The 19,480-nt window shown below is 67.7% G+C and carries 14 protein-coding genes; 7 read left to right on the forward strand and 7 right to left on the reverse strand.

The window, feature by feature from the left end:
* Positions 1-61: 61 nt before the first annotated feature.
* The 4 genes from LW840_RS03970 (at position 62) to LW840_RS03985 (ending at position 4,219) form a co-directional block, all read left to right on the forward strand.
* A complete protein-coding gene (locus tag LW840_RS03970; RefSeq protein WP_291276453.1) occupies positions 62-1,126 on the forward strand; it encodes a sugar ABC transporter substrate-binding protein in 1,065 nt (354 codons plus the stop codon).
* Positions 1,123-2,064: an ABC transporter permease gene (locus tag LW840_RS03975; protein ID WP_291267377.1), complete on the forward strand. Its 942-nt coding sequence runs from the start codon at positions 1,123-1,125 to the stop codon at positions 2,062-2,064. Before LW840_RS03970 ends, LW840_RS03975 begins: the two co-directional genes overlap by 4 nt.
* Positions 2,043-2,834 carry an ATP-binding cassette domain-containing protein gene (locus LW840_RS03980; RefSeq protein WP_291267376.1) on the forward strand — a complete coding sequence of 264 codons (792 nt, stop codon included), beginning with the start codon at positions 2,043-2,045 and terminating at the stop codon, positions 2,832-2,834. Before LW840_RS03975 ends, LW840_RS03980 begins: the two co-directional genes overlap by 22 nt.
* A 344-nt stretch (positions 2,835-3,178) precedes the next feature.
* On the forward strand, positions 3,179-4,219 hold the full coding sequence (locus tag LW840_RS03985; RefSeq protein WP_291276454.1) for a hypothetical protein: 1,041 nt from the start codon (positions 3,179-3,181) through the stop codon (positions 4,217-4,219).
* Between the two features lie 124 nt (positions 4,220-4,343).
* On the opposite strand, the gene LW840_RS03990 is transcribed toward LW840_RS03985, so the two are convergent.
* Together LW840_RS03990 and LW840_RS03995 are read right to left on the reverse strand one after the other, a co-directional pair.
* Positions 4,344-6,548, reverse strand: coding sequence for a PQQ-binding-like beta-propeller repeat protein (locus LW840_RS03990; RefSeq protein WP_291276455.1), 2,205 nt, complete (start codon positions 6,546-6,548; stop codon positions 4,344-4,346).
* Positions 6,545-8,380 (reverse strand): HupE/UreJ family protein, encoded by a 1,836-nt coding sequence (locus LW840_RS03995; protein ID WP_291276456.1) that lies wholly within the window; start codon positions 8,378-8,380, stop codon positions 6,545-6,547. Before LW840_RS03995 ends, LW840_RS03990 begins: the two co-directional genes overlap by 4 nt.
* 175 nt (positions 8,381-8,555) lie before the next feature.
* Here LW840_RS03995 and LW840_RS04000 point away from each other — a divergent pair, with 175 nt between their 5' ends.
* Positions 8,556-9,704, forward strand: coding sequence for a hypothetical protein (locus LW840_RS04000; RefSeq protein ID WP_291276457.1), 1,149 nt, complete (start codon positions 8,556-8,558; stop codon positions 9,702-9,704).
* 158 nt (positions 9,705-9,862) lie between these two features.
* Here the strand turns inward: LW840_RS04000 and LW840_RS04005 are convergent, their stop codons facing one another.
* On the reverse strand, positions 9,863-10,339 hold the full coding sequence (locus tag LW840_RS04005) for a RidA family protein (protein ID WP_291263040.1): 477 nt from the start codon (positions 10,337-10,339) through the stop codon (positions 9,863-9,865).
* A gap of 96 nt (positions 10,340-10,435) precedes the next feature.
* Between LW840_RS04005 and LW840_RS04010 the strand changes: the two genes are divergently transcribed.
* Positions 10,436-10,681, forward strand: a complete 246-nt coding sequence (locus LW840_RS04010) for a zinc ribbon domain-containing protein (RefSeq protein WP_291263039.1) — start codon at positions 10,436-10,438, stop codon at positions 10,679-10,681.
* A gap of 26 nt (positions 10,682-10,707) precedes the next feature.
* Here LW840_RS04010 and LW840_RS04015 read toward each other — a convergent pair whose 3' ends face one another.
* Genes LW840_RS04015 through LW840_RS04025 form a run of 3 tightly spaced genes read right to left on the reverse strand, consistent with a single transcriptional unit; the run spans position 10,708 to position 16,763 of the window.
* Positions 10,708-12,723: an ankyrin repeat domain-containing protein gene (locus LW840_RS04015; protein WP_291276458.1), complete on the reverse strand. Its 2,016-nt coding sequence runs from the start codon at positions 12,721-12,723 to the stop codon at positions 10,708-10,710.
* Positions 12,716-14,107: a DUF1552 domain-containing protein gene (locus tag LW840_RS04020; RefSeq protein ID WP_291263037.1), complete on the reverse strand. Its 1,392-nt coding sequence runs from the start codon at positions 14,105-14,107 to the stop codon at positions 12,716-12,718. Before LW840_RS04020 ends, LW840_RS04015 begins: the two co-directional genes overlap by 8 nt.
* Positions 14,108-14,141: 34 nt before the next feature.
* Positions 14,142-16,763, reverse strand: a complete 2,622-nt coding sequence (locus LW840_RS04025; RefSeq protein ID WP_291276459.1) for a DUF1592 domain-containing protein — start codon at positions 16,761-16,763, stop codon at positions 14,142-14,144.
* 292 nt (positions 16,764-17,055) lie between these two features.
* On the opposite strand from LW840_RS04025, the gene LW840_RS04030 reads away from it, so the two are divergent.
* Positions 17,056-18,021 carry an aldolase/citrate lyase family protein gene (locus tag LW840_RS04030; protein ID WP_291276460.1) on the forward strand — a complete coding sequence of 322 codons (966 nt, stop codon included), beginning with the start codon at positions 17,056-17,058 and terminating at the stop codon, positions 18,019-18,021.
* A gap of 69 nt (positions 18,022-18,090) precedes the next feature.
* On the opposite strand, the gene LW840_RS04035 is transcribed toward LW840_RS04030, so the two are convergent.
* The gene (locus LW840_RS04035; RefSeq protein ID WP_291276461.1) at positions 18,091-19,452 is read right to left on the reverse strand and encodes a hypothetical protein; all 1,362 of its coding nucleotides are present in this window, start codon (positions 19,450-19,452) and stop codon (positions 18,091-18,093) included.
* Positions 19,453-19,480: the final 28 nt, after the last annotated feature.

A 19,480-nucleotide genomic window follows, 5' to 3' on the forward strand; every position in this document is an offset into this window, starting at 1 on the left:
GACCGGCATGCCCCTTCGGCCGGGTTGCCACCATCGTGCCCGCCCTGCTGATTATCGGGTCATGTCCTTCCCGTTCCTGCCCTCCACGCGCCGCGCGTCGGCCCTTCCCGCGCCATCGGCATTCACCGGCGGCAGGCGCCTGTGGCACGTGCTCGGCGCGCTGCTGCTCACCGCCTGCGCCCACGCGACCGACGAGCCGGGGTCCATTGGCCTCGTGACCAAGACCGAGACCAATCCGTTCTTCGTGAAGATGAAGGAAGGCGCCGAGCGTACGGCCGCGGCGCAGGTCATTCCGCTGCTCTCCGGTGCCGGCCGTTCCGACGGCGACAACGCCGGCCAGGTGGCCGCCATCGAGAATCAGGTGGCGGCGGGGGCGCGCGTCATCCTCATCTCCCCCAGCGATGCCAAGGCCATCGTGCCCACCATTACCCGGCTCCGCAAGGACGGGATCCTGGTCATCGCGCTCGACAGCCCGGCCGATCCGATGGATGCCACGGATGGGTTTTTCGGTACCGACAACTATCGGGCGGGTGAGTTGATTGGCGCCTACGCCAAGGCGCGCCTGGGCAGCACGGCGCCCAAGGCCGTAACGATCGATCTCCTCCCCGGGCACCCCACCGGGGCCCAGCGCCACAACGGCTTCCTCAAGGGGCTGGGCGTGGCCACCAATGACCGGACGAGCAACGAGAACGCGGCGCCGCCCGAGGTGGTGTGCTCGGGCGACAGCGTGGGCGATCAGGCCAAGGCCCAGAGCGTCATGGAAAACTGCCTGCAGCGCGCCCCACAGGTGAATGTGGTGTACGCCATCAACGAGCCCAGCGCCGCCGGCGCGTGGAACGCGCTGGTCAAGGCCGGTCGGGAGAAGGACGTCTTCATCGTGACGGTCGACGGCGGCTGCCGCGGGGTGGCCGACGTGGCGGCCGGACACTTCGCCGCGACGGCGCAGCAGTATCCGGTGCGCATGGCCGAGTTGGGCGTTCTGGCCGGCGTGGAGTACCTGCGCAGCGGCAAGAAGCCCAGCGGCTTCACCGACACCGGCGTGGCGCTCGTTGCCGGCACGAAGCTGCCCGGCGTGGAAAGCCTCACGGTCGAGGAGGGCGCCGCGCGCTGCTGGGGCACCACGTGACGTTGCGTCGCCTGGCGGCGCTGGGACCGCTGCTGGCACTGCTGCTCGCCGTTGCGTTCTTTGCCACCCAATCGCCGCGCTTTCTCACCCTCGGCAACTTCTCGCTGGTGGCGCAACAGGTCACGGTGGTGGGCGTGCTGGCCATCGGCCAGACGCTCGTCATCCTCACGGCCGGCATCGACTTGTCGTGCGGCATGCTCATGGCGCTGGGCGGCGTGGTCATGACGCTGCTGGCGGGACAGTCGGGGATGCACCCGGCGCTCGCCATTCTTGCCGGGGTGGGCACCACCACCCTTGCGGGGCTGGTGAACGGCCTGCTGGTCACGCGCGTCACGCTCCCTCCGTTCATCGTGACGCTGGGTACGATGAACATTGCGTTTGCGCTCACGCAAATCGTTTCCCGTTCGCAAACGGTGACCGACCTGCCGCCGCTCCTGACGGCGCTGGGCAACACCGTGCCGCTGCTGGGGACGCGCGTGGCCCATGGCACACTGCTGCTGCTCGCACTGTTCCTCGTGGCCTGGTGGCTGCTGCGGGAGACGGCGGCGGGGCGTCATGTGTATGCGGTGGGCAACAATCGCGAAGCCGCGCGGCTGGCGGGCATTGACACCAATCGGGTGCTGCTCGCCGTGTACACCCTGGCCGGTGCCCTGTATGGCGTGGCATCGCTGCTCGCGGTCGCGCGCACCGGGGTGGGCGATCCGCAGGCGGGGCAGACGGAGAATCTCGATACGGTCACGGCCGTGGTGCTCGGCGGCACCAGTCTCTTCGGCGGACGCGGCCTCATCCTCGGGTCGCTCGTGGGGGCGCTCATCGTGGGCGTGTTCCGCAATGGCCTCACGCTCATGGGCGTCTCCTCGGTCTATCAGATTCTGGTCACCGGGGTGCTCGTGATTCTGGCCGTTGCCACCGATCAATGGTCGAGGCGCGCCACGTGAGCGTGGCCGGCACCGCCGCGGTCGTGCTGCGGGCCCGCGGGCTCCGCAAGCAGTACGGGCAGGTCGTGGCACTCGACGGCGCCGATTTCGATGTGCGTGCCGGGGAGATTCTCGCGGTGATCGGCGACAACGGCGCCGGCAAGTCGTCGCTCATCAAGGCACTGTCCGGGGCGCTCCTCCCCGATTCCGGCGAGCTGTGGCTGGACGGGGCGCCGGTGCGCTTCACCTCGCCTGCCGACGCACGCGCGGCGGGGATCGAGACGGTGTATCAGGATCTCGCGCTCGCGCCGGCCATGAGCATTGCCGAAAACCTGTTTCTGGGGCGTGAACTGCGGCGACCGGGTCTGGGCGGCACCCTGCTGCGCCGTCTCGATCACCCGCGCATGCAGCGCGAAGCGGCCGAGGCCCTGCGCGCGCTGGGCGTGAACATCCGGGCCATCACGCAGGCGGTGGAGACGCTCTCCGGCGGTCAGCGGCAGGGGATCGCCGTGGCGCGAAGCGCAGCGTTCGCGAGGCATGTGGTCATTCTGGACGAACCCACCGCCGCGCTGGGCGTGCGCGAAAGCGGCATGGTGCTCGACCTCATCCGCCGGGTACGCGACCGCGGGCTGTCGGTGGTGCTCATCAGCCACAACATGCCGCATGTGTTCGACCTGGCCGATCGCATTCACATTCAGCGATTGGGGCGCCGGGCGGCGCTGGTGGAGAAGACGGCGATCAGCATGTCGGACGCGGTGGGGATCATGACGGGGGCGTCGGATTTGGGGTAGGCGGGGGGTGGGGGACGGGGTGTTGGGGGGACGGAGTGAACGGCAGCGACCTCCAGCAGACGGCAGACGGCAGGAACGACAGTGCGCAAACCGGAGGGATTCGGAAGAACGGGCGCGCCGCAATGCGGCCGCGCCCGATCTCCTTTGCGGTAAGGAAATCGGCGGCGGCGCGCAGCGCCGACCGCCGCTTTCCTTTTTCCTGCCGTCTGCTCACTGTCGTTCCTCCCGTCTGCCGTCTGTCGTTCCGCATCGTACGCCGCCCCACCGATCGCGCCGCGCCCGCCGCGCCCCTCGCGCCGTTCGCCCCGTTTGCGCCCCCCTCTCACGCGGTGCACTTTCCCCCCATGCGCACTCCTGCCCTCTTCGCCGCGCTCGCGGCCACGCCCTTCGTGCTCTCGGCGCAGTCGTCGCCCACGATGCCCCCCGTCAACGACAAACCCAATCCCTACGCCACGGTGGAAGGATGGGCAAAGCTCCCCGATGGCCGAACATGGGGCTCCACCAGTGCGGTGGCCATCGACAAGGACGGCAAGCACATCTGGGTGGCCGAACGCTGCAGCGTGAACAACTGCGCCGGCTCCACGCTCGCCCCGATCCTCAAGTTCGATCCGCAAGGCACACTCGTCGCGTCCTTCGGCAGTGGCATGATCCTGTCGCCGCACGGCATCCACGTGGATCGCGACGGCAACATCTGGGTGGTGGACTGCGCCTGTACACTGGGCGCCGCGCAAGTGCCGGCGGGCAAGGGGCACCAGATCCACAAGTTCAGCCCAACCGGCTCCTACCTCATGTCGCTTGGCAAGCCGGGCGGCGGCCGCGACACGGCGTTCTTCTGGCAGCCCAACGCGATCGTGACCGCGTCGAACGGCGACATCTATGTGGCCGAAGGGCACTCCTCGCGCGCCGGCGCGAATGCGCGCGTGCTCGTGTTCGACAAGAACGGCGGACTCAAGAAAACCTGGGGCACCTGGGGGAAGGGCGAGGGGCAGCTCGATCAGCCGCATGCCCTCGCCTTCGACAGCAAGGGGCGCCTCTTCATTGGCGACCGCGGCAACGACCGCATTCTCATCGTGGACAAGGACTTCAAGATCCTCGACACGTGGTATCAGTTCAGCCGTCCGAGCGGCATCTGGATCGACAAGAACGACATGATCTACGTGGCCGATTCGGAGAGTGGCTCCGTGAACCCGCCACACGTGGCGTGGACCCGCGGCATTCGCATTGGCAGCGCGAAGACGGGGGAAGTGACGGCATTCATTCCCGACCCCGCCGTGAATCCGCCCAGCACCTCGAGTGCGGAAGGCGTGGCCGTGGATGCGGCGGGCAATATCTACGGCGCCGAAGTGGGGCAGAAGGCGCTGAAGCGGTACGAAAAGAAGAAGTAGCGCAGCGTCACCCGCCACCCGAAACTCGAAACTCCCCGCGGCTCACGAGATTCTCGTTGGCCGCGGGGAGTTTCGGGTTTCGGGTGGCGGGTCGCGGGTGGTGCGTGCGCTCAGACCTGCGCCATCACTTCGGCAACTTCATCGCCACCAGGCTCGTGTTCTCTTCCGCGCCGGTGGCGAAGACGATGTACTGCTGGCCCTTGTGCAGGAACGTCATGGGCACGGCGGTCGTCTTGGCGGGAATCTGCACCGTGGCCACGGTCTTGCCGGTGGCCTTGTCCAGCGCGAACAGCTTGGGCGGCTCGCCCGGCAGTCCGCCGCTACGCCCCGTGCCGTAAATCACGAGGGTCTTGGTGGTAATGGCCTGCGCCTGGCCACGACCGGGCAGCGGCGGCAGCGTGACGCCCGCGAAAAGCGGATCGCGGCTCGTCTGCTTGATGAAGCCCGCATTGGGCGCCCACCAGCTCTTGTCGCCCGTACGCAGATCGTAGGCGGTGATGCCACCATACTCCTTGGGCTTGGCGATGGAAATGCCGCCAATCATGGAGCCGGAGGCGCGGCCGGCAAAGCCCACGTTTTCCGGCTTCTTGTAGCCTTCCGGCGTGGGCAGCGCACCAAGCAAGCCACAGTTGCTGGCGGGTGAGCTGTAGGCGAACTCGCTGCACGGATCGTTGAGCAACGACGCCGTGCTGAGCCCCGTAATGCTGGCCACGAAGATCTTCCCCGTCTCCGGGTCGATGGTGGCCCCGCCATCGATGTTCACGCCACCGCTGGCACCCGGCGCATACCACGCGCACCGATAGCCGCTGGCGTCCTTGCCATCGGCCGCGGCGGGCGGAATGTAGTACGGCCCCATGCGGCACTTCTTGGCCAGGGCCAGCGCGCTGTCGCGAATGGCCGGCGTGTAGTCGATGAGGTCGGCCTCCACGAGCCCCTGCTGCGAATACGGCGCCGGCTTGGTGGGAATGGGCTGCGTGGCCGCCGATTCCTCACCCGGCACACCGCTCTTGAGCACCGGCGTTTCCGGCATGGGCCAGATGGGCTGTCCGGTGAGGCGATCGAAGACGTACAGCCACCCCTGTTTGGTGGGCTGCGCCACGATCTTGCGCGGCTTGCCATCGATGGTCACGTCCATGAGGTTGGGCGCCATGGGCGTGTCGTAGTCCCAGATGTCGTGGTGCACCATCTGGAAGTGCCACTTGCGCTTGCCCGTCTTCACGTCGAGCGCCACCAGCGAGTTGCCAAACAGATTGTCGCCGGGGCGATGGCCGCCGTATTCGTCCATGAGCGGCATACCCACGGGGATATACACGAGCCCCAGCGCTTCGTCGGCGGCATACGGCGCCCACGCATCGGTCTTGCCCACGCCCTTGGTACCCTGCTTGGAGCCGTTCTTCCAGGTGTCGGCGCCAAATTCCCCCGGCTGCGGCACGAGGTTGAACTTCCACAGCAGCTTGCCCGTGGGAATGTCAAAGGCGCGAATGGTGCCGATGGGGTTCGACGCGCGAATGGGGTAGTAGCCGTGAATGGAGGAGTTGCCCACGATCAGCACGTTCCCGACCACCATGGGCGGCGAGCTCGCGGCGATCTGGCTGAGAATACCCACCGTGCCGTCGGCGCCGATCTTCTTGACCGGATCCCACCCTTCACCCGGCTTGGCTTCGCGATACGGGGCGGCATCGGAGATGATGAGCGGGCCGCTGTCGTCCACGGCCAGCTTCTTCATGGGATAGCCCAGCCCCTCCATGAGGTCGACGGTGCCTTGCTTGCCGAAGAGCGGGTCCGGCTTGCCGGTCTTCGCGTCGAGCGACACGAGGTGATACCCCGGCGTGGTCACCAGCACGCGCTCCTTGCCCGCCTGATTCCAGTAGGCGAGGCCGCGCCCGGCAAACTGCCGCGGCGCCTTCTGCCAGCGGATCCCCTCTTCCACCCGGTACGCCCACAGCTCCTTGCCGGTCTCGGGATCCAGCGCGACCACGTGCCGCTTGGTGGAGGTCACGGTGAACAGGCGCCCGTTCGCGTACAGCGGCGTGGTGCGGTAGTACTCGTCGGGCCCGTGCTTTTCGCCCCCCTTCCACTCCCACGAGACCTGCAGGGAGCCGAAGTTGTCGGCGTTGATCTGGTCGAGCGGCGAATAGCGCGTGCTCCACTGGTCGGCACCCCAATGGCGCCATTCACCAAAGGCGTTGCCGCGCACCAGCCCCCCGGCGGCGGCCGGCTTGGCTGCGGCCTGCGCGAGCAGATCGCGGCCGGTTCCACCCAGGGCCACGACGGCCCCGAGGACAAGGGAGGTGACGGTCGTTCTGGGGAGGGGACCGCGTCGGGTCATGGGTTCTCCGTACGTGCGCGAGGGCGGGAAACGAGCGAATACAGCGGTAACGAGGGCGTGCGGGACAGCGGAGCAACCTGTTTTGGCGAACCGACGGCGCGCAGGGTGGAGTCGACCTTGACCGCCTTGAGCCACGCCGGCTCGGGATTGAGTTCCGTGCGACCGGCGGGCATCCCGTTGAGGCGGAGGATGTACGCCGTGACCCACACGTACTCGTCTTCCGTGAGACTGCCCGGTGCGGCCTTGGGCATGGCCTGACTCACGTAGTCGTACAAGTCGAACAGCGGGCGCCCGAACCATTTGTTCTGGAAGGCCGGGCCCATGTGTGTCGCCGTGGTGTGGCACCCCAGGCAATTGCTCGTGAACACCTCACGGCCCTTGGTGGCCTGCTCGGCGGTGTACACCCCGGCCATGGTCGTGCGCGGCTGCGCCTCGGCGCGCACGGGCACGAGCCACGCCACCGCCGCGAGCAGCAGCACCGCGACCACGCCACTCCGGGCACCGGGCGCTCCGCCCGAAACAAGCGGACGTCGCTGCAGGCGCGCCATGAGCCCCTGGACCGCCCACAGGGCTCCCACGAGCACGAGCAGCGCCATGAGCGCGCGTACGATCAACACGGCGAGGGAGACGTCGAACACGGGCATGGTGAGGGGATACGAGTCCAGCACGGCATAGCGTTCCTGCGTCCAGTGCCACGCCTCGTGCGCCACAAACGCACTGGCCACGACGATCGCGGCGCGCTCCGGAACGCGGGTGAGGAGGCGGTCGAGCACGGGAACGGCAACGAGCAGCACCGCCACCTGGGCGACCTCCACCCCCACGTTGAACGCGAGGAGCGAGGTGAGCAGGTGCGGACCGGCAAACTGCAGGCTGTCGCGCAGCGCCGACGAGAAGCCGAAGCCGTGCACGAGCCCGAAGACGAACGCCAGCACCCAGCGACGCTCGAGTTGCGGACGCAGCAGATTCCCCACGGCCATGAGCACGATGGACGCCGCGATCACGACTTCCACGAATGGCGGAAACCACGCCACGTCGGGGGCGAAGCCCAGGGCCGACGCCACGAGCGTAAGGGAATGCGCGACCGTGAACGCCGAGACGATACCAATGAGCGGCCGCAGCTGCCGGAAGGGGAGGACCAGGCAGAGCAGGAACAGGAGATGATCGTAGCCGAGCAGCAGGTGATGGACGCCTTCCCGCGTGAACATCCACGCGGCGTGCCACCAGCGCGGGTCTACCCGCACCTCGCCGGGATTGCCATCGAAGGCGTAGCGGCGTTCGGTGCCATCGGCGTTCACCAGCGTGAGCACCGTGGTGGTGCGCACCCCCAGGTTGGCCCACGCCGGCTCGATCACCAGATCGCGCACGGGCGACCCGACCGGCACTTCCAGCAGCACTTCCAGGCGCAGCTGTCCATGGGGCACGTTGATCGAGTCGGCGAGCGGGTGCGAGGTGACCGCGTTGAGGGCGGACGCGTACTGCTCGAAGGCGCGATCAGAGGGAAGCGCGGCGCGTACCGCGAGCAGCTGCGGCGCCGGCAGCCGCCGCCCGCCATCGCGCAGGGTGATGGCATCGGCCACCCACAGCTGCGCCGCGTCGCGCAGGAACGGCTGCGCCCGTGACAGCTCGAGCGCTTCGTTGGCGCGCAGCGGGAAGTCCACATCGCGCACGGCATCCATGGGAATCTGCACCAGCAGGCGCACACGATCGGCCAGCGGCGCGATCCAGGCGCGCACGCCAACATGCCGTGGAATCTCGTGGGCCAAGGCCACGCGACCGGGCAGCGCGACAGCCACCACGATGGCGATCACCGACAGGAAGCGAGCGAAGCGCAACGTGTCTCTGGACAGGGAGGAACAGGCGGGTAGGTTGGACGAAGTTACCACCCGGATGCGCGTTGCACACGGGGCCGGGCCCGCCACCGGCCTACCCCCTGCGGCACCCGCATTGCCCCCCGCCCCCCCTTCGGAGTACGAGATGCCGAGGTTTGTTCCCCCTCCCCGCTGGTCGATGCTGGCGCTCGCTCTGGCCGGCCTTGGCGCTGCCCAGGCCGTCCTGCAGGCCGACAGCCGTCAGACGGTGCAGGCGCCGCGGTTCGAAGTCGATCCGCTGTGGCCGCGGCCACTCCCCAACCACTGGATCCTCGGGTCCGTCATCGGGGTCGGCGTGGATAGCCGCGACCACGTCTTCATCATCCATCGGGGTGATTCCACGCTCAATCAGCGCACGGAGGCGGGGGCCAATGCCACGCCGCCCATTGGTGAGTGCTGCCGGTCGGCGCCGCCCGTGCTCGAGTTCGACCCGGACGGTAACCTCGTGAAGGCGTGGGGTGGTCCGGGCGCCGGCTACGACTGGCCGTCGTCCAACCACGGCGTGGCCATCGACGACAAGGACAACGTGTGGATCGGCGGCAACGGCGCCATGGATTCGCAGATCCTCAAGTTCTCGCACGACGGCAAGTTCCTAGCGCAGTACGGCGCCCCCAAGCAGGCCGCCAACAGCAATGATACGTCGCACTTCGGGCGGGTGGCCAAGATCACCTTCGATGCGAAGGCTGGTGAGGCGTACGTGGCCGATGGCTACGGCAACAAGCGCGTGGCCGTGATCGACGCGACCAGCGGGCGGATCAAGCGCTACTGGGGGGCCTACGGCAACAAGCCCGACGACGCGCGATTGCCGCCCTACGACCCGTCGGCGCCGCTGGTGCAGCAGTTCCGCAACCCGGTGCACTGCGCCGAGCCCACCAATGACGGGCTCGTGTATGTGTGCGACCGCCCCAACGATCGCATCCAGGTGTTCCAGAAGGACGGCAAGTTCGTGAAGGAAGTGCGCGTGGCCAAGGAAACGCGGGGCGACGGCTCGGTGTGGGACATCGCGTTCTCGCGCGACCCGCAGCAGAAGTATCTCTACCTGGCCGACGGCAAGAACGAGCGGGTGTACGTGATGGACCGGCAATCGCTCGAGATTCTCACCTGGTTTGGCGACGGCGGTCGCCAGCCGGGCCAGTTCTTCGCCGTCCACAGCATTGCCACCGACTCGAAGGGCAACGTGTACACCACGGAGACCTACGAGGGGAAGCGCGTCCAGAAGTTCCGCTACAAGGGCATTGGCGCGGTGCCGCGCGGCAGCCAGGGCGTGGTGTGGCCCACGGGTCGCTGATGCCCCTCTAAGCCTCGGTTGGGGCTTTACTGACTGAAGCACAGAACGAGAGAAAGGGAGAAACGGGGGGCCGCTTGAATGGCCGCCTTCCGTTTCTCCCTTTCTCCGTTTCTCCTGGGGTCAGGTCACCCAGACCCCGACCCTGCCAGACGCCGACATTACTGCGGGATGATCCCCTGGCACTCGATCTCGACCTTGGCGTTGGGGACCACCAGCGCCGCCACGACCACGGTGCTGCGCGCGGGCGGGTTGCTGGGGAAGAACTTGGTGTAGGCGCCGTTCATCCCCTGAAAGTCCTTCACGTCCGTCAGGAAGACCGTGCACTTGGTCGCCGCGGCGGCCAGGGTCGTGCCGGCGGCCTTGAACACCTTTTCCGTGCTCTCCAGCGCGCGCGTGGTCTGGCCGGCAATGGTCGTGTCGTTCGGGCTGGTACCCAGCTGGCCCGAGGCAAAGAGCTGGTTGCCCACGCGAATGCCGGGGCTCAGCGTGGCGGTGATGCGCTGCCCTTCCCCAACAACGGGCGTCCGGGCGCCCGCCGCTTGCGCCGAGAGCGGGGCAGCGGCGAGGATTGAGAGAGCCAGCGCGGCGACCGCCGGCGTGACCGATGACTTCGAAACGGGGCGTACTGCACGCATCGCGTTTCCTCCGGGGATTTCGTAAGGCTCCGGGTTGGAGCTCGTGGTCGCGAAGATCTGGAACCCGATACCGGACACCAGGGAGATACGGCCAATATGCCGATGTTCGACTTCGTCTGCACCTCCTGCCAGCATGCGTTCGAGACGCTGGTACGTGGCAGCGCCGTCCCCGCCTGCCCCGCCTGCGGCAGTGTGACCCTCGAGCGGCAGCTCGCGCTCCCCGCCATCAAGACCTCGGGGACGCAGGCCAAGGCCATGCAGGCGGCCAAGCGTCGGGACAAAGCACAAGGCGCCGAGCGTATGCACGCCCAGCGCCAGTACGAGCTCAGTCACGACGACTGATCAGCAAACGCCCGGCGCCGCTGCCATCAGCAGCTGCGGCACTTGTTGCTGTTCTTCGATCCCAGCTTGACCAGCAGCTCCACCGTTTCCAGGAAGGGCGGGATGCGCTGCACCGGACCATTGGCCATGTCGGCCGTGGTCTGCCCGCGGCGGCTCATCGCCTTCACGTCGGTGCCCTTGCTCATGAGATACTGAATGAGCGCGTTGTCCCCGCGCGCCGCGGCATGATGCAGCGGGTTGTACCCGTTGTGATCACGCGCGTTGGGATCGGCCTTGAGCTCTTCCAGCAGGTACTTCACGGCCGGCATCCACGCGTCGGGCGCGTGGCGATGCGAGTTGGCGGCGTAGCCCTCGCCGTACCCCACGCCGGACGCCGCGTGAATGGGATACACGCCCGGCCCGCCATCGGGCACGGGCGGCAAACCGGAAGGGTCGGTGCCACCAGCCGCGCCTTCTTCCGGCGCGTCATCGCCTGGCAGGCGACCGAGCGGCTTGATGGTGGGAATGGTGGGATCGGCCTTGTACTGCACCAGCAGCTTCATGGCCGGCACATCCAGCCCGTACGCCGCCCGCCAGAAGGGGGTGGCCCCCACCGTGTTCACGCCCAGCAGGTCGAAGTTGTACGACATGAACCAGAGGTGCTTCTTGAGGCGCACGTTGGGATCGGCGCCGGCCTTGAGCATCTGCTCCATGAGCTCGAGGTGCGTGACCTGCTGCTGCAGCTGCGCGGTGGGCTGCGGGTAGAGCGACTTGGGCGCCCACTGCGTGTTGATCACGGCGTACAGCGGCGTGGCGCCGGCATCGCTGGCCAGCTTCACATCGGCGCCCCGGTCCAGCAGCATCTTGGCCAGATCGAAGCGCCCATTGATGGCCGCCATGAGCAGCGGCGACGAGTGATCGCCCTCGCTGACGTGGTTGAGGTTGGCCCCGGCGTCGAGCAACCGGCGCACCGCCTCCACATGGCCTTCGCGCACGGCAAAGAGCAGCGGCGTGAGGCCGCCCTTGTTGCCAATGAGCTCCCCGTATGAGGGACCGCGCTGCTGGAACCCGGTGGCGGGTCGTGCCGAATCGCCGGAGGCGCGCGGTGCAGGACGTGCGCCCGACGCGGCAGCGGCCGATGCGGCAGGCGCCGGTGCGGCAGGCGCCGGTGCGGCCGGTGCCGGTGCAGCCGGTGCCGGTGCAGCCGGTGCCGGTGCAGCCGGTGCCACCGCCACCGGTACGGGGGCCGCCGCACTCGCCGTGACCGGACCGGATCCCACCGGAAAGTTGGGGGTCACGGTGCTGGGCGCCAACGGCGAGTCGGCCGACTTGAGGGCGGCCACCCGGCGGGTGCGCGCAATGAGCTGCGTGCGGATTTCCCGCTCCTGCTTGGGAATATCCTCGATCTTCGACGCCGCCTCGAGACCGGCGCCCGCCTTGATGAGCACGTCGATGGCCGACACGCGACCATACGCGGCCGCCCACATGAGCGGCGTCTGGCCCCAGGCCGTCTCGCGCACATCCACCGGCACCTTCTTGTCCATCAGGGCCCGCACACTTTCCGCATCGCCATGGCCGGCGGCGAAGTGCAGCGCCGTTGCCCCACCGGTGCTGGTCACGGCCAGGGGATCGGCCCCGCTGGCCAGCAGCAGCTTCACCACCGCCGCGCGCCCTTCGCGCGCCGCGATGTGCAACGGCGTGTAGTTGCCGTTACGCGTGAGCGCATCGACCCGCGCGCCCGCATACACCAGCACCTGTGCCGACGACAGATCACCGCGCTGCGCCGCCCAGTGCAACGGGGACATGCCGTCGGGCTGCGCCGCGTTCACATCCACCCCCTGCTTGAGCAGGGCGCGAACGCGCGCCGTGTCGCCACGCATCACGGCGTCGGCGAGCGGTGCTTCCGCCGGATTGCGCACGCCATGGGCGGTGTAGTCACCACGTGCCCCGTCAGACGGACGGGCCGCCGACAGCAGCGCCACCGCCGCACAGGCGCCGCACACCGCCGCGGCACGCATGACGCCCGGCAGCCGGCGTCGAGCCCCCTGCGTGAGGTCAGGCATTGGCAGCATTCAGGTTGAGGATGCCGGTGCTGTCGCCGAACGCCGTCATGTCGTCGAGTCCCAGCGTGTGCATCATGCTCAGCATGGCGTTCGCCATGGGCGTCCCGTCGGGCGCCTTGATGTGCAGATTGCCGGCCAGGCGATTCTCCGCCTTGCCCAACACGATGAGCGGGCAACGGCGATGATTGTGCAGGTTCGAGTCGCCCATGGGCGATCCGTAAATGATCATCGTCTTGTCCAGCATGTTGCTCTCGCCTTCCTGAATGCTCTTGAGCTTGTCCAGGAAATAGGGGAGCATGGACACGTGGTACTTGTTGATCATGTTGAAGTCCTTCACGCCGCGCTCCGTGCCGCCATGGTGCGACGCCGGGTGGAACGGCTTGTCGGTACCGCTCTCCGGGTAGGTGCGGCTGGACCCGTCGCGTCCCATCTTGAACGAGAAGACGCGCGTGATGTCGGCCGCGAACGCCAGCGCCTGAATGTCGAACATGAGCTTCACATGTTCGGCGAAGGAGTCGGGCACGCCGGCCGGTGCTTCCGGCAGCTCACGCACCTCCCCGCTGGTGTTGCGCGCTTCCACACGCTGGATACGGCGCTCCACTTCGCGAATGTCGGTGAGGTAGCGATCGAGCCGCACCTTGTCCTCGGGCCCCAGCGCCGCCTTGAGCGACGACATCTCCCCCGACACGAAGTCGAGGATGCTGCGGCGCGTGCGCCGGCGCTCGGCGCGCTCGGCGCTCGTACCTCCCACGCCGAAGAGCTTCTCGAAGGCAACGCGGGGATCGCGGATGACCGGGAGCGGCTCCGACGGCGAGGCCCAGCTGATGGAGTCGGTGTAGACGCAGGCATAGCCGTAGGCGCAGCCACCGGCCTGGTCGACATTCTCGATGCACAGCTGCATGGACGGAATGGGCGTGTCCTGCCCGAACCGCTGCGCGTACATCTGGTCGAGCGACGTCCCCACCTTCACATCCGAGCCTTCCGTCTGCTTGGGATGCATGTGCGTGAGGAACACCGCACTCGAACGGAAATGGTCGCCGCCGATTTCGTTGGGCGACGTGGGCTCGGCTTCGCGCGCGTCGGTGTTGCTGACGATCGTGAGATAGTCGCGGTACTGCTCCAGGGAAGAGAGTGCCGTGGGGGCGAGATCGTACTGCTTCCCCGTGGCCGCCGGCGACCACAAGTTCATCTTGGCGCCCCACTCGTTGCAGCCAGCCGCCCCGTGCACCATTTCGATGGCCACCAGGCGTGGTGCCTGCTTGGCACTGCCGAAGGCCCCGCGGCCCGTGGGAATCATGGCGTCGAGATACGGCAGGGCGATGGTGGCGCTCATCCCCTGCATGAACTGACGGCGCGGCATGGCCTTTCCGGTCAGGAAATACATCGGTCGGTCTCCGGTCGTGTTGGTATCGAGGGGATCAGCGCCCGCGGCCAGCGGCCGGGACTTTGCTGGCGGGTGTGACAGGTGCGGCGGGAGCAGTCGTGGTTGGTGCCGCCTTGACCGGCCCCTCCGCCACCACCTTCCGCAGGCGGAAGGCATCGCTCTTCACCACACCGAGGATGAAATCGTTGAGCTTGTAATTGTTCTTGCCGGCCGCCGCTTCGATGCGGCGCACCGTGGGCGCATCGTACCACTCGACGCGCCGCCCGAGCGCATACGCCATGAGGTTCTGCGTGAACGAGCGCATGAGCGGCACCGGTCGCTTCAGCAGCGCCTGCTGGAGCTCGGTGGGGTTGGTGATCCTGGTGCCATCGTAGTAGTCACCGCGGGTATCGAGTGCCGACCCGTTCTCGCGAATGCGCCAGCGGCCCATCACGTCGAAGTTGTCGAGCGCCAGACCAATGGGATCGATGAACTGATGGCACGACTTGCAGGTCGCGTTCGCGCGATGAATTTCCATGCGCTCACGGGTGGTGAGCAGGCGCCCTTCCTGCGCCCCCTTGGTTTCTTCGAGGTCGGGCACGTTCGGCGGCGGCGGCGGCGGCGGGGAGCCCATGAGCACCTCCATCACCCACTTGCCGCGCAGCACCGGTGAGGTGCGATTGGCTACCGACGTGAGCGTGAGCACGCTCCCGTGCCCCAGGATGCCGCTGCGCGGCGAACCGGCCGGATACGTGACCCGACGGAAGTCGTTGCCGACGACCCCCGGAATGTCGTAGTGCCTGGCGAGCGATTCGTTGAGGTACGTGTAGTTGGCCGTGAACAGATCGAGCAGGCTGCGGTTCTCGCGCACGAGATGGTGGAAGAACAGCTCGGTCTCGCGCCGCATCTCCCTGGCCAGCTGCTCGCGGAAGTCGGGGAACTGGTTGGCATCGGGGTGCACGAGCTCGATGTCCTGCAACCGGAGCCACTGTGAGGCAAAGCGCGTGGCGAGCGCTTCGCTGCGCGGATCGGCCAGCAGGCGCCGCGCCTGCGCCACGAGCACCGTGGTGTCGGCGAGGCGACCGGAGCGCCCCAGCGCCACCAGCTGCGAGTCGGGGGGCGCGCCCCAGAGGAAGAACGAGAGACGTGACGCGAGGTCCACGCCGCTCACCGGCACGCGCCCCTTGGCCGCGGCCGGCACCTCTTCTATGCGGAAGATGAAGTGCGGGCTGGAGAGCATGGCCTCGAGCGCCGTGCGGATGCCGATCTCGAAGCCCCCGGCCTTCGCGCCTTCATCGTAGAAGGCCAGCAGCCCCTTGAGATCATTGGCCTGCATGGGGCGACGGTACGCCTGCGCGCCCAACCGGGTCAGGATTTTCTCGGCGCAGGGACGCGCTTCGGTGGCCGACAACGGACGGCAGCTGAAAATGCGGCGGCGCGTTGGCGTGTCGGAGACCCCCGTGGGATTGTAGGGCCCCGTCACGGCAAAGTTCTGTATGTGCGCCTGCACGGTAATACCCGCCTGCGCCCCGATCTGCGTATCGGCGATGCTGTGCCCGAGCGGCGTGATGTTGTCATTCACCGGCCCTTCGAAGGTCCGCACGAAGGTGGCGGCGATACGCTGCGGGCCGGCCCGGATGGGGACCGGCTTGGTGCGGATCTCCATGCCCTGCGGATCGGCCTGCGACATGCCGCGATCGATATCAAGCAGCGCCACGCGCTCGCCGTTCACCGACACTTCGATCTTTTCGTCGAACGGCGCCGTGGACGCGAACAGCTGGCCGGTGGGAATGGCGTGCAGCGTAATGGTGAAGACGTACTCGCCGTCGGCGGGGAAGGTGTGCGTCACCGCCGCGCCGCCGCGCGTCCCGATCGGGGCACCCTCCACCTGATCCAGCTGCGACGCGAGTCGCGCAATCTTGAAGGTGCTGGTGGAGACGCTCGCCTTGGGGTCGCCCACGGCAAGGCGGGCAATCTCACTCGCCGCGTCGAGATAGGAGTCGAGCAGCGTGGCCGACGGCAGCTGCACGTCGGCGATGTTGTCGAAGTTCGCGCTCTTGGTGTCCAGCGGCAGCCACGAGTCGGCCCGGATGTCGAGCGAGAGCACGTCCTTCACGGCACGCTCGTACTCGGCACGGTTGAGCCGCTGGAAGGTGCGGGTGCCCGGGTTCGGGTCGGCCGCGTAGCGCGCGTCCATCGTGCGCTCGATCGATTCCAGCAGGATCTGCAGCGTATCACCGCCCGGCTTCGCACGCCCCGGCGGCGGCATCATGCCGGTGCGCAGCTTGTTGATCATTTTCTCTGCCACTTCCGGGGCGGTCTGCCCAATGGTGGCCAGATCCAGATTCTGCAGCGACAGATTGCCCTGGCGGCGTTGATCGCTGTGGCACCCGGCGCAGGTCTTCTTGACGACCTCGCCCAACGCCGCTGCCGTCATGGTGCGTGCCGCCGGCTTGAGTACCGGATGACCAACGCGGCGATTGGCGCGGGTCACGCTGCCCAGTACGGGATCGGCAGCACCACTTACGAACGACAGATCGTAGGACGTGGCGGTCACGGGCGCCGAGCTGGCCACCTCACGAGACGCCCCCGACGGCGTCGTGCCCTCGGGTCGATCCACGGTGGTCAAGGCGAGCAGCGCCACGCATCCGGCACCAGCAGCTACCAACGACTTCATCCCCGGGCCTCCAGGCTCAGGCGGGTGTGGTCGGGTGGGGGCGCCGGCGGGATCGCGCCCCCGAAAAAGGCTTACAACAAAGATACGATCAGGACGGCGAAAGTGTTCACTGGTGGGAACATGGCCGCCGGTGCCGAAAGCCCTCTGCCCTCAGCGCTTGTGCTCCCTCGGCCGTTGGGGTGGATTAGAGCAGCTGCAGGTTGCTGTACGCCGCCGCCAACACCCGCCAGGCCGCGGCCCTCCCCCTCCCCCTCCCCTACCCTCCCCGGAGGAGTTCGTGCGATCACGCTCGATGCTGTCCGCCACGGCCATCCTGAGCCTTGGCCTCCTTCCTACCGCGCCCCTGCCGGCCCAGCGGCTCAACCCGGTCATCGACCTGGTGGCCGCTGGCAAGCCGGTGTTCGGCCTGTATGCCCCGGCCAATCGCCGAGCACGCCCCGGGCAGCCGGCACCGCCAGCCGACTCAATGAAAAACATGAGCCAGCTGGCGGCGGAGGCGCTGGCGTACAAGAAGCTGGACTACGTCTTCGAAGGCACCATGGAGTACAACTTCGACCAGACGTACCCGCCCTTCACCGAATTCGCGAAGGCGCTGCACGAGGGGGGAGCGCTGAGCAAAGGCAAGGCCCCGCGCCTCACGCACCCGCTGTTCGCGAAGACGCCGGAGATTGCCCCCGATCCAGCCGTCGCGACCGCCCGCATTGGCAAGCAGCTGAACGAGGGTGTGATGGGGATTGTCTTCGTGGATGTGCTGAACGCGGATGAGCTCAAGAAGGGCATCGCGGCCGTGCGCTTCAAGAGCAAGGGCGGCACCCGTGCCGACGATGTGGGCGCCGCGCCCGCTCGCTGGGGGATGAGCGACAAGGAGTACCGGGAGAAGGCCGATCTCTGGCCGCTCAATCCCAAGGGCGAGCTGTACACCTTCACGATCGTCGAAAGCAAGGAAGGGCTGCAGCACATTCGTGAGATTGCCGCAGTGCCCGGCGTGGGTGTGCTTTTCCCTGGTGCCGGCACGCTGCGCGGCGTGTTCACCACCACCGATGCGAACGGTCAGCGCAAGTTCGACGAGGCCGCCTGGGAGGCGGCCATTCAGAGCGTGCTGGCCGCCTGCAAGGAGTTCAAGGTGCCGTGCGGCTACCCGGCCGGCGCGCCTGACATCGAGAAGCGCATGAAGGAGGGCTTCAGCGTCTTCGTGATTGGCTGGGGCGAGCAAGGGTTCAAGGCGGTGGATCTCGGTCGCGCCGCCAGCGGGCGCTGAGCCTGGGCGCGAAACACAAAGGGCCGCCGGACAGTGTCCGGCGGCCCTTCGTGCTTTGCGGCGTGGTCTTTACGGGTTGCGGTCGAGGCAGCCCGCCGTCGCCTTCGGGTTGTTCTTTTCGTCGAAGGGGATGGGGAGATTCACGTCGTTGCCGTACACGCCGGCCAGTGGCGCCGGCAGGTTGCCGGTGGGGAACACCGTGTTGGCCGCACGGCCGTACTGCCGCACGAGGCGACGCAGGTCACCCAGACGGTGGCCGGTGAGATACAGCCATTTGGCGCGCTCCTCGAAGAGCAGCGAAACGGCCGCCGCCTGCGTGGTGGGCGCCGAACCCGGCAACGGGGCCATGGCCGGGGTAGTGGCGGTGGCGCGGAGGTTGTTGAGCCCGGCAAACACCGCGTCACGATCGGCCTGGTTATCGCGGCGTACACGCGCCTCGAGTTCGATCAGGCGCGCCTCGATGCCGTTGGCCACCACCGCCCCGGTCGTGCGGTCGTACTTGAGCTGCGTGGGGAGGTTGCGGCTGGAGCCGTTGAACCCGGTACGGGTGGACGGCACCCACGGGATACGCGGGTCGGCGGGGGTGGTGAGGAACGCGATACCGTTAAGCCCCTCGCCGCGCCCCTGCGCGTCGGGGAGCACGATGGCGTAGCGTGAATTGGGCACGGTGAGCGCGTTCCACATGCCATTTTCCTGACGACCCGACCCCGTGGAGTGCGCGGTGACCCACGCAAAGCTCGTCGGCACCGCAGCAACGGCAGCCGCGGCATCGTCGAACCGCCCCTGATTGAGCAGCACACGGGCACGACCGATACGGGCGATGTTCTGCACACGCGTGTCGGTGCCGGCACTGGCCAGCGCCGAATCGAAGCTGGCGAGGGCGCGCGTGTAGATCTGCGCGGTGGTCTGCGGCTGGCCAAACTCAGTCGTGGTGCCGTCTTCCTCGGAGAAGGGCACGCCCGAGCAGTACGCTTCGGCGAAGAACGTCTCGACAAACCCACGGATGTTGTACATCTCGCCGATGTTCTGTACCGGCGTGGGCGCCACGCGCCGGAGCACGTTGATGGTACGCGTCGCCCCCGACCGGGCGCGGTGCAGGTTGCGGTAGAAGCCGTCCAGCGCCGGCAGGTTGTCGTTCATCGCCCGCTGGTTGGGAAAGAGGCGGTCGTCGAACGTGTCGGTGGAGTACATCTCGTCGGAGACGTTGCCGGTCACGACGACCATGCTCTCCAGGCTGGCGTTGCCGCTGAAGACGTTCTGGAAGTCCTGGATGACGCCCAGCCGGAGCGGCGTCGCGCCGGCCGTGGTGGCGTAGTCGTTGACGTTGAGGACGTCGGGATCGGTGATCTCGAGCGTGTCGGTGGTACACCCCGCCGCCACACCGACCGCGAGGAACACTGCACTCGCCGGACGGATGAATCGACGAGTCACGAATGGGAATCGCATAGAAGCGTGCTCG

Source organism: Gemmatimonas sp. (assembly GCF_021298855.1).
GTDB lineage: Bacteria > Gemmatimonadota > Gemmatimonadetes > Gemmatimonadales > Gemmatimonadaceae > Gemmatimonas.

Excerpts from the sequence above, each read along its gene's own strand:
- LW840_RS03970 (WP_291276453.1), top strand. The coding sequence starts at position 62 with ATGTCCTTCCCGTTCCTGCCCTCCACGCGCCGCGCGTCGGCCCTTCCC.
- LW840_RS03980 (WP_291267376.1), top strand. The coding sequence starts at position 2,043 with ATGGTCGAGGCGCGCCACGTGAGCGTGGCCGGCACCGCCGCGGTCGTG.
- LW840_RS03985 (WP_291276454.1), top strand. The coding sequence starts at position 3,179 with ATGCGCACTCCTGCCCTCTTCGCCGCGCTCGCGGCCACGCCCTTCGTG.
- LW840_RS03990 (WP_291276455.1), bottom strand. The coding sequence starts at position 6,548 with ATGACCCGACGCGGTCCCCTCCCCAGAACGACCGTCACCTCCCTTGTC.
- LW840_RS04000 (WP_291276457.1), top strand. The coding sequence starts at position 8,556 with ATGCTGGCGCTCGCTCTGGCCGGCCTTGGCGCTGCCCAGGCCGTCCTG.
- LW840_RS04005 (WP_291263040.1), bottom strand. The coding sequence starts at position 10,339 with ATGCGTGCAGTACGCCCCGTTTCGAAGTCATCGGTCACGCCGGCGGTC.
- LW840_RS04010 (WP_291263039.1), top strand. The coding sequence starts at position 10,436 with ATGCCGATGTTCGACTTCGTCTGCACCTCCTGCCAGCATGCGTTCGAG.
- LW840_RS04015 (WP_291276458.1), bottom strand. The coding sequence starts at position 12,723 with ATGCCTGACCTCACGCAGGGGGCTCGACGCCGGCTGCCGGGCGTCATG.
- LW840_RS04020 (WP_291263037.1), bottom strand. The coding sequence starts at position 14,107 with ATGTATTTCCTGACCGGAAAGGCCATGCCGCGCCGTCAGTTCATGCAG.
- LW840_RS04025 (WP_291276459.1), bottom strand. The coding sequence starts at position 16,763 with ATGAAGTCGTTGGTAGCTGCTGGTGCCGGATGCGTGGCGCTGCTCGCC.
- LW840_RS04030 (WP_291276460.1), top strand. The coding sequence starts at position 17,056 with ATGCTGTCCGCCACGGCCATCCTGAGCCTTGGCCTCCTTCCTACCGCG.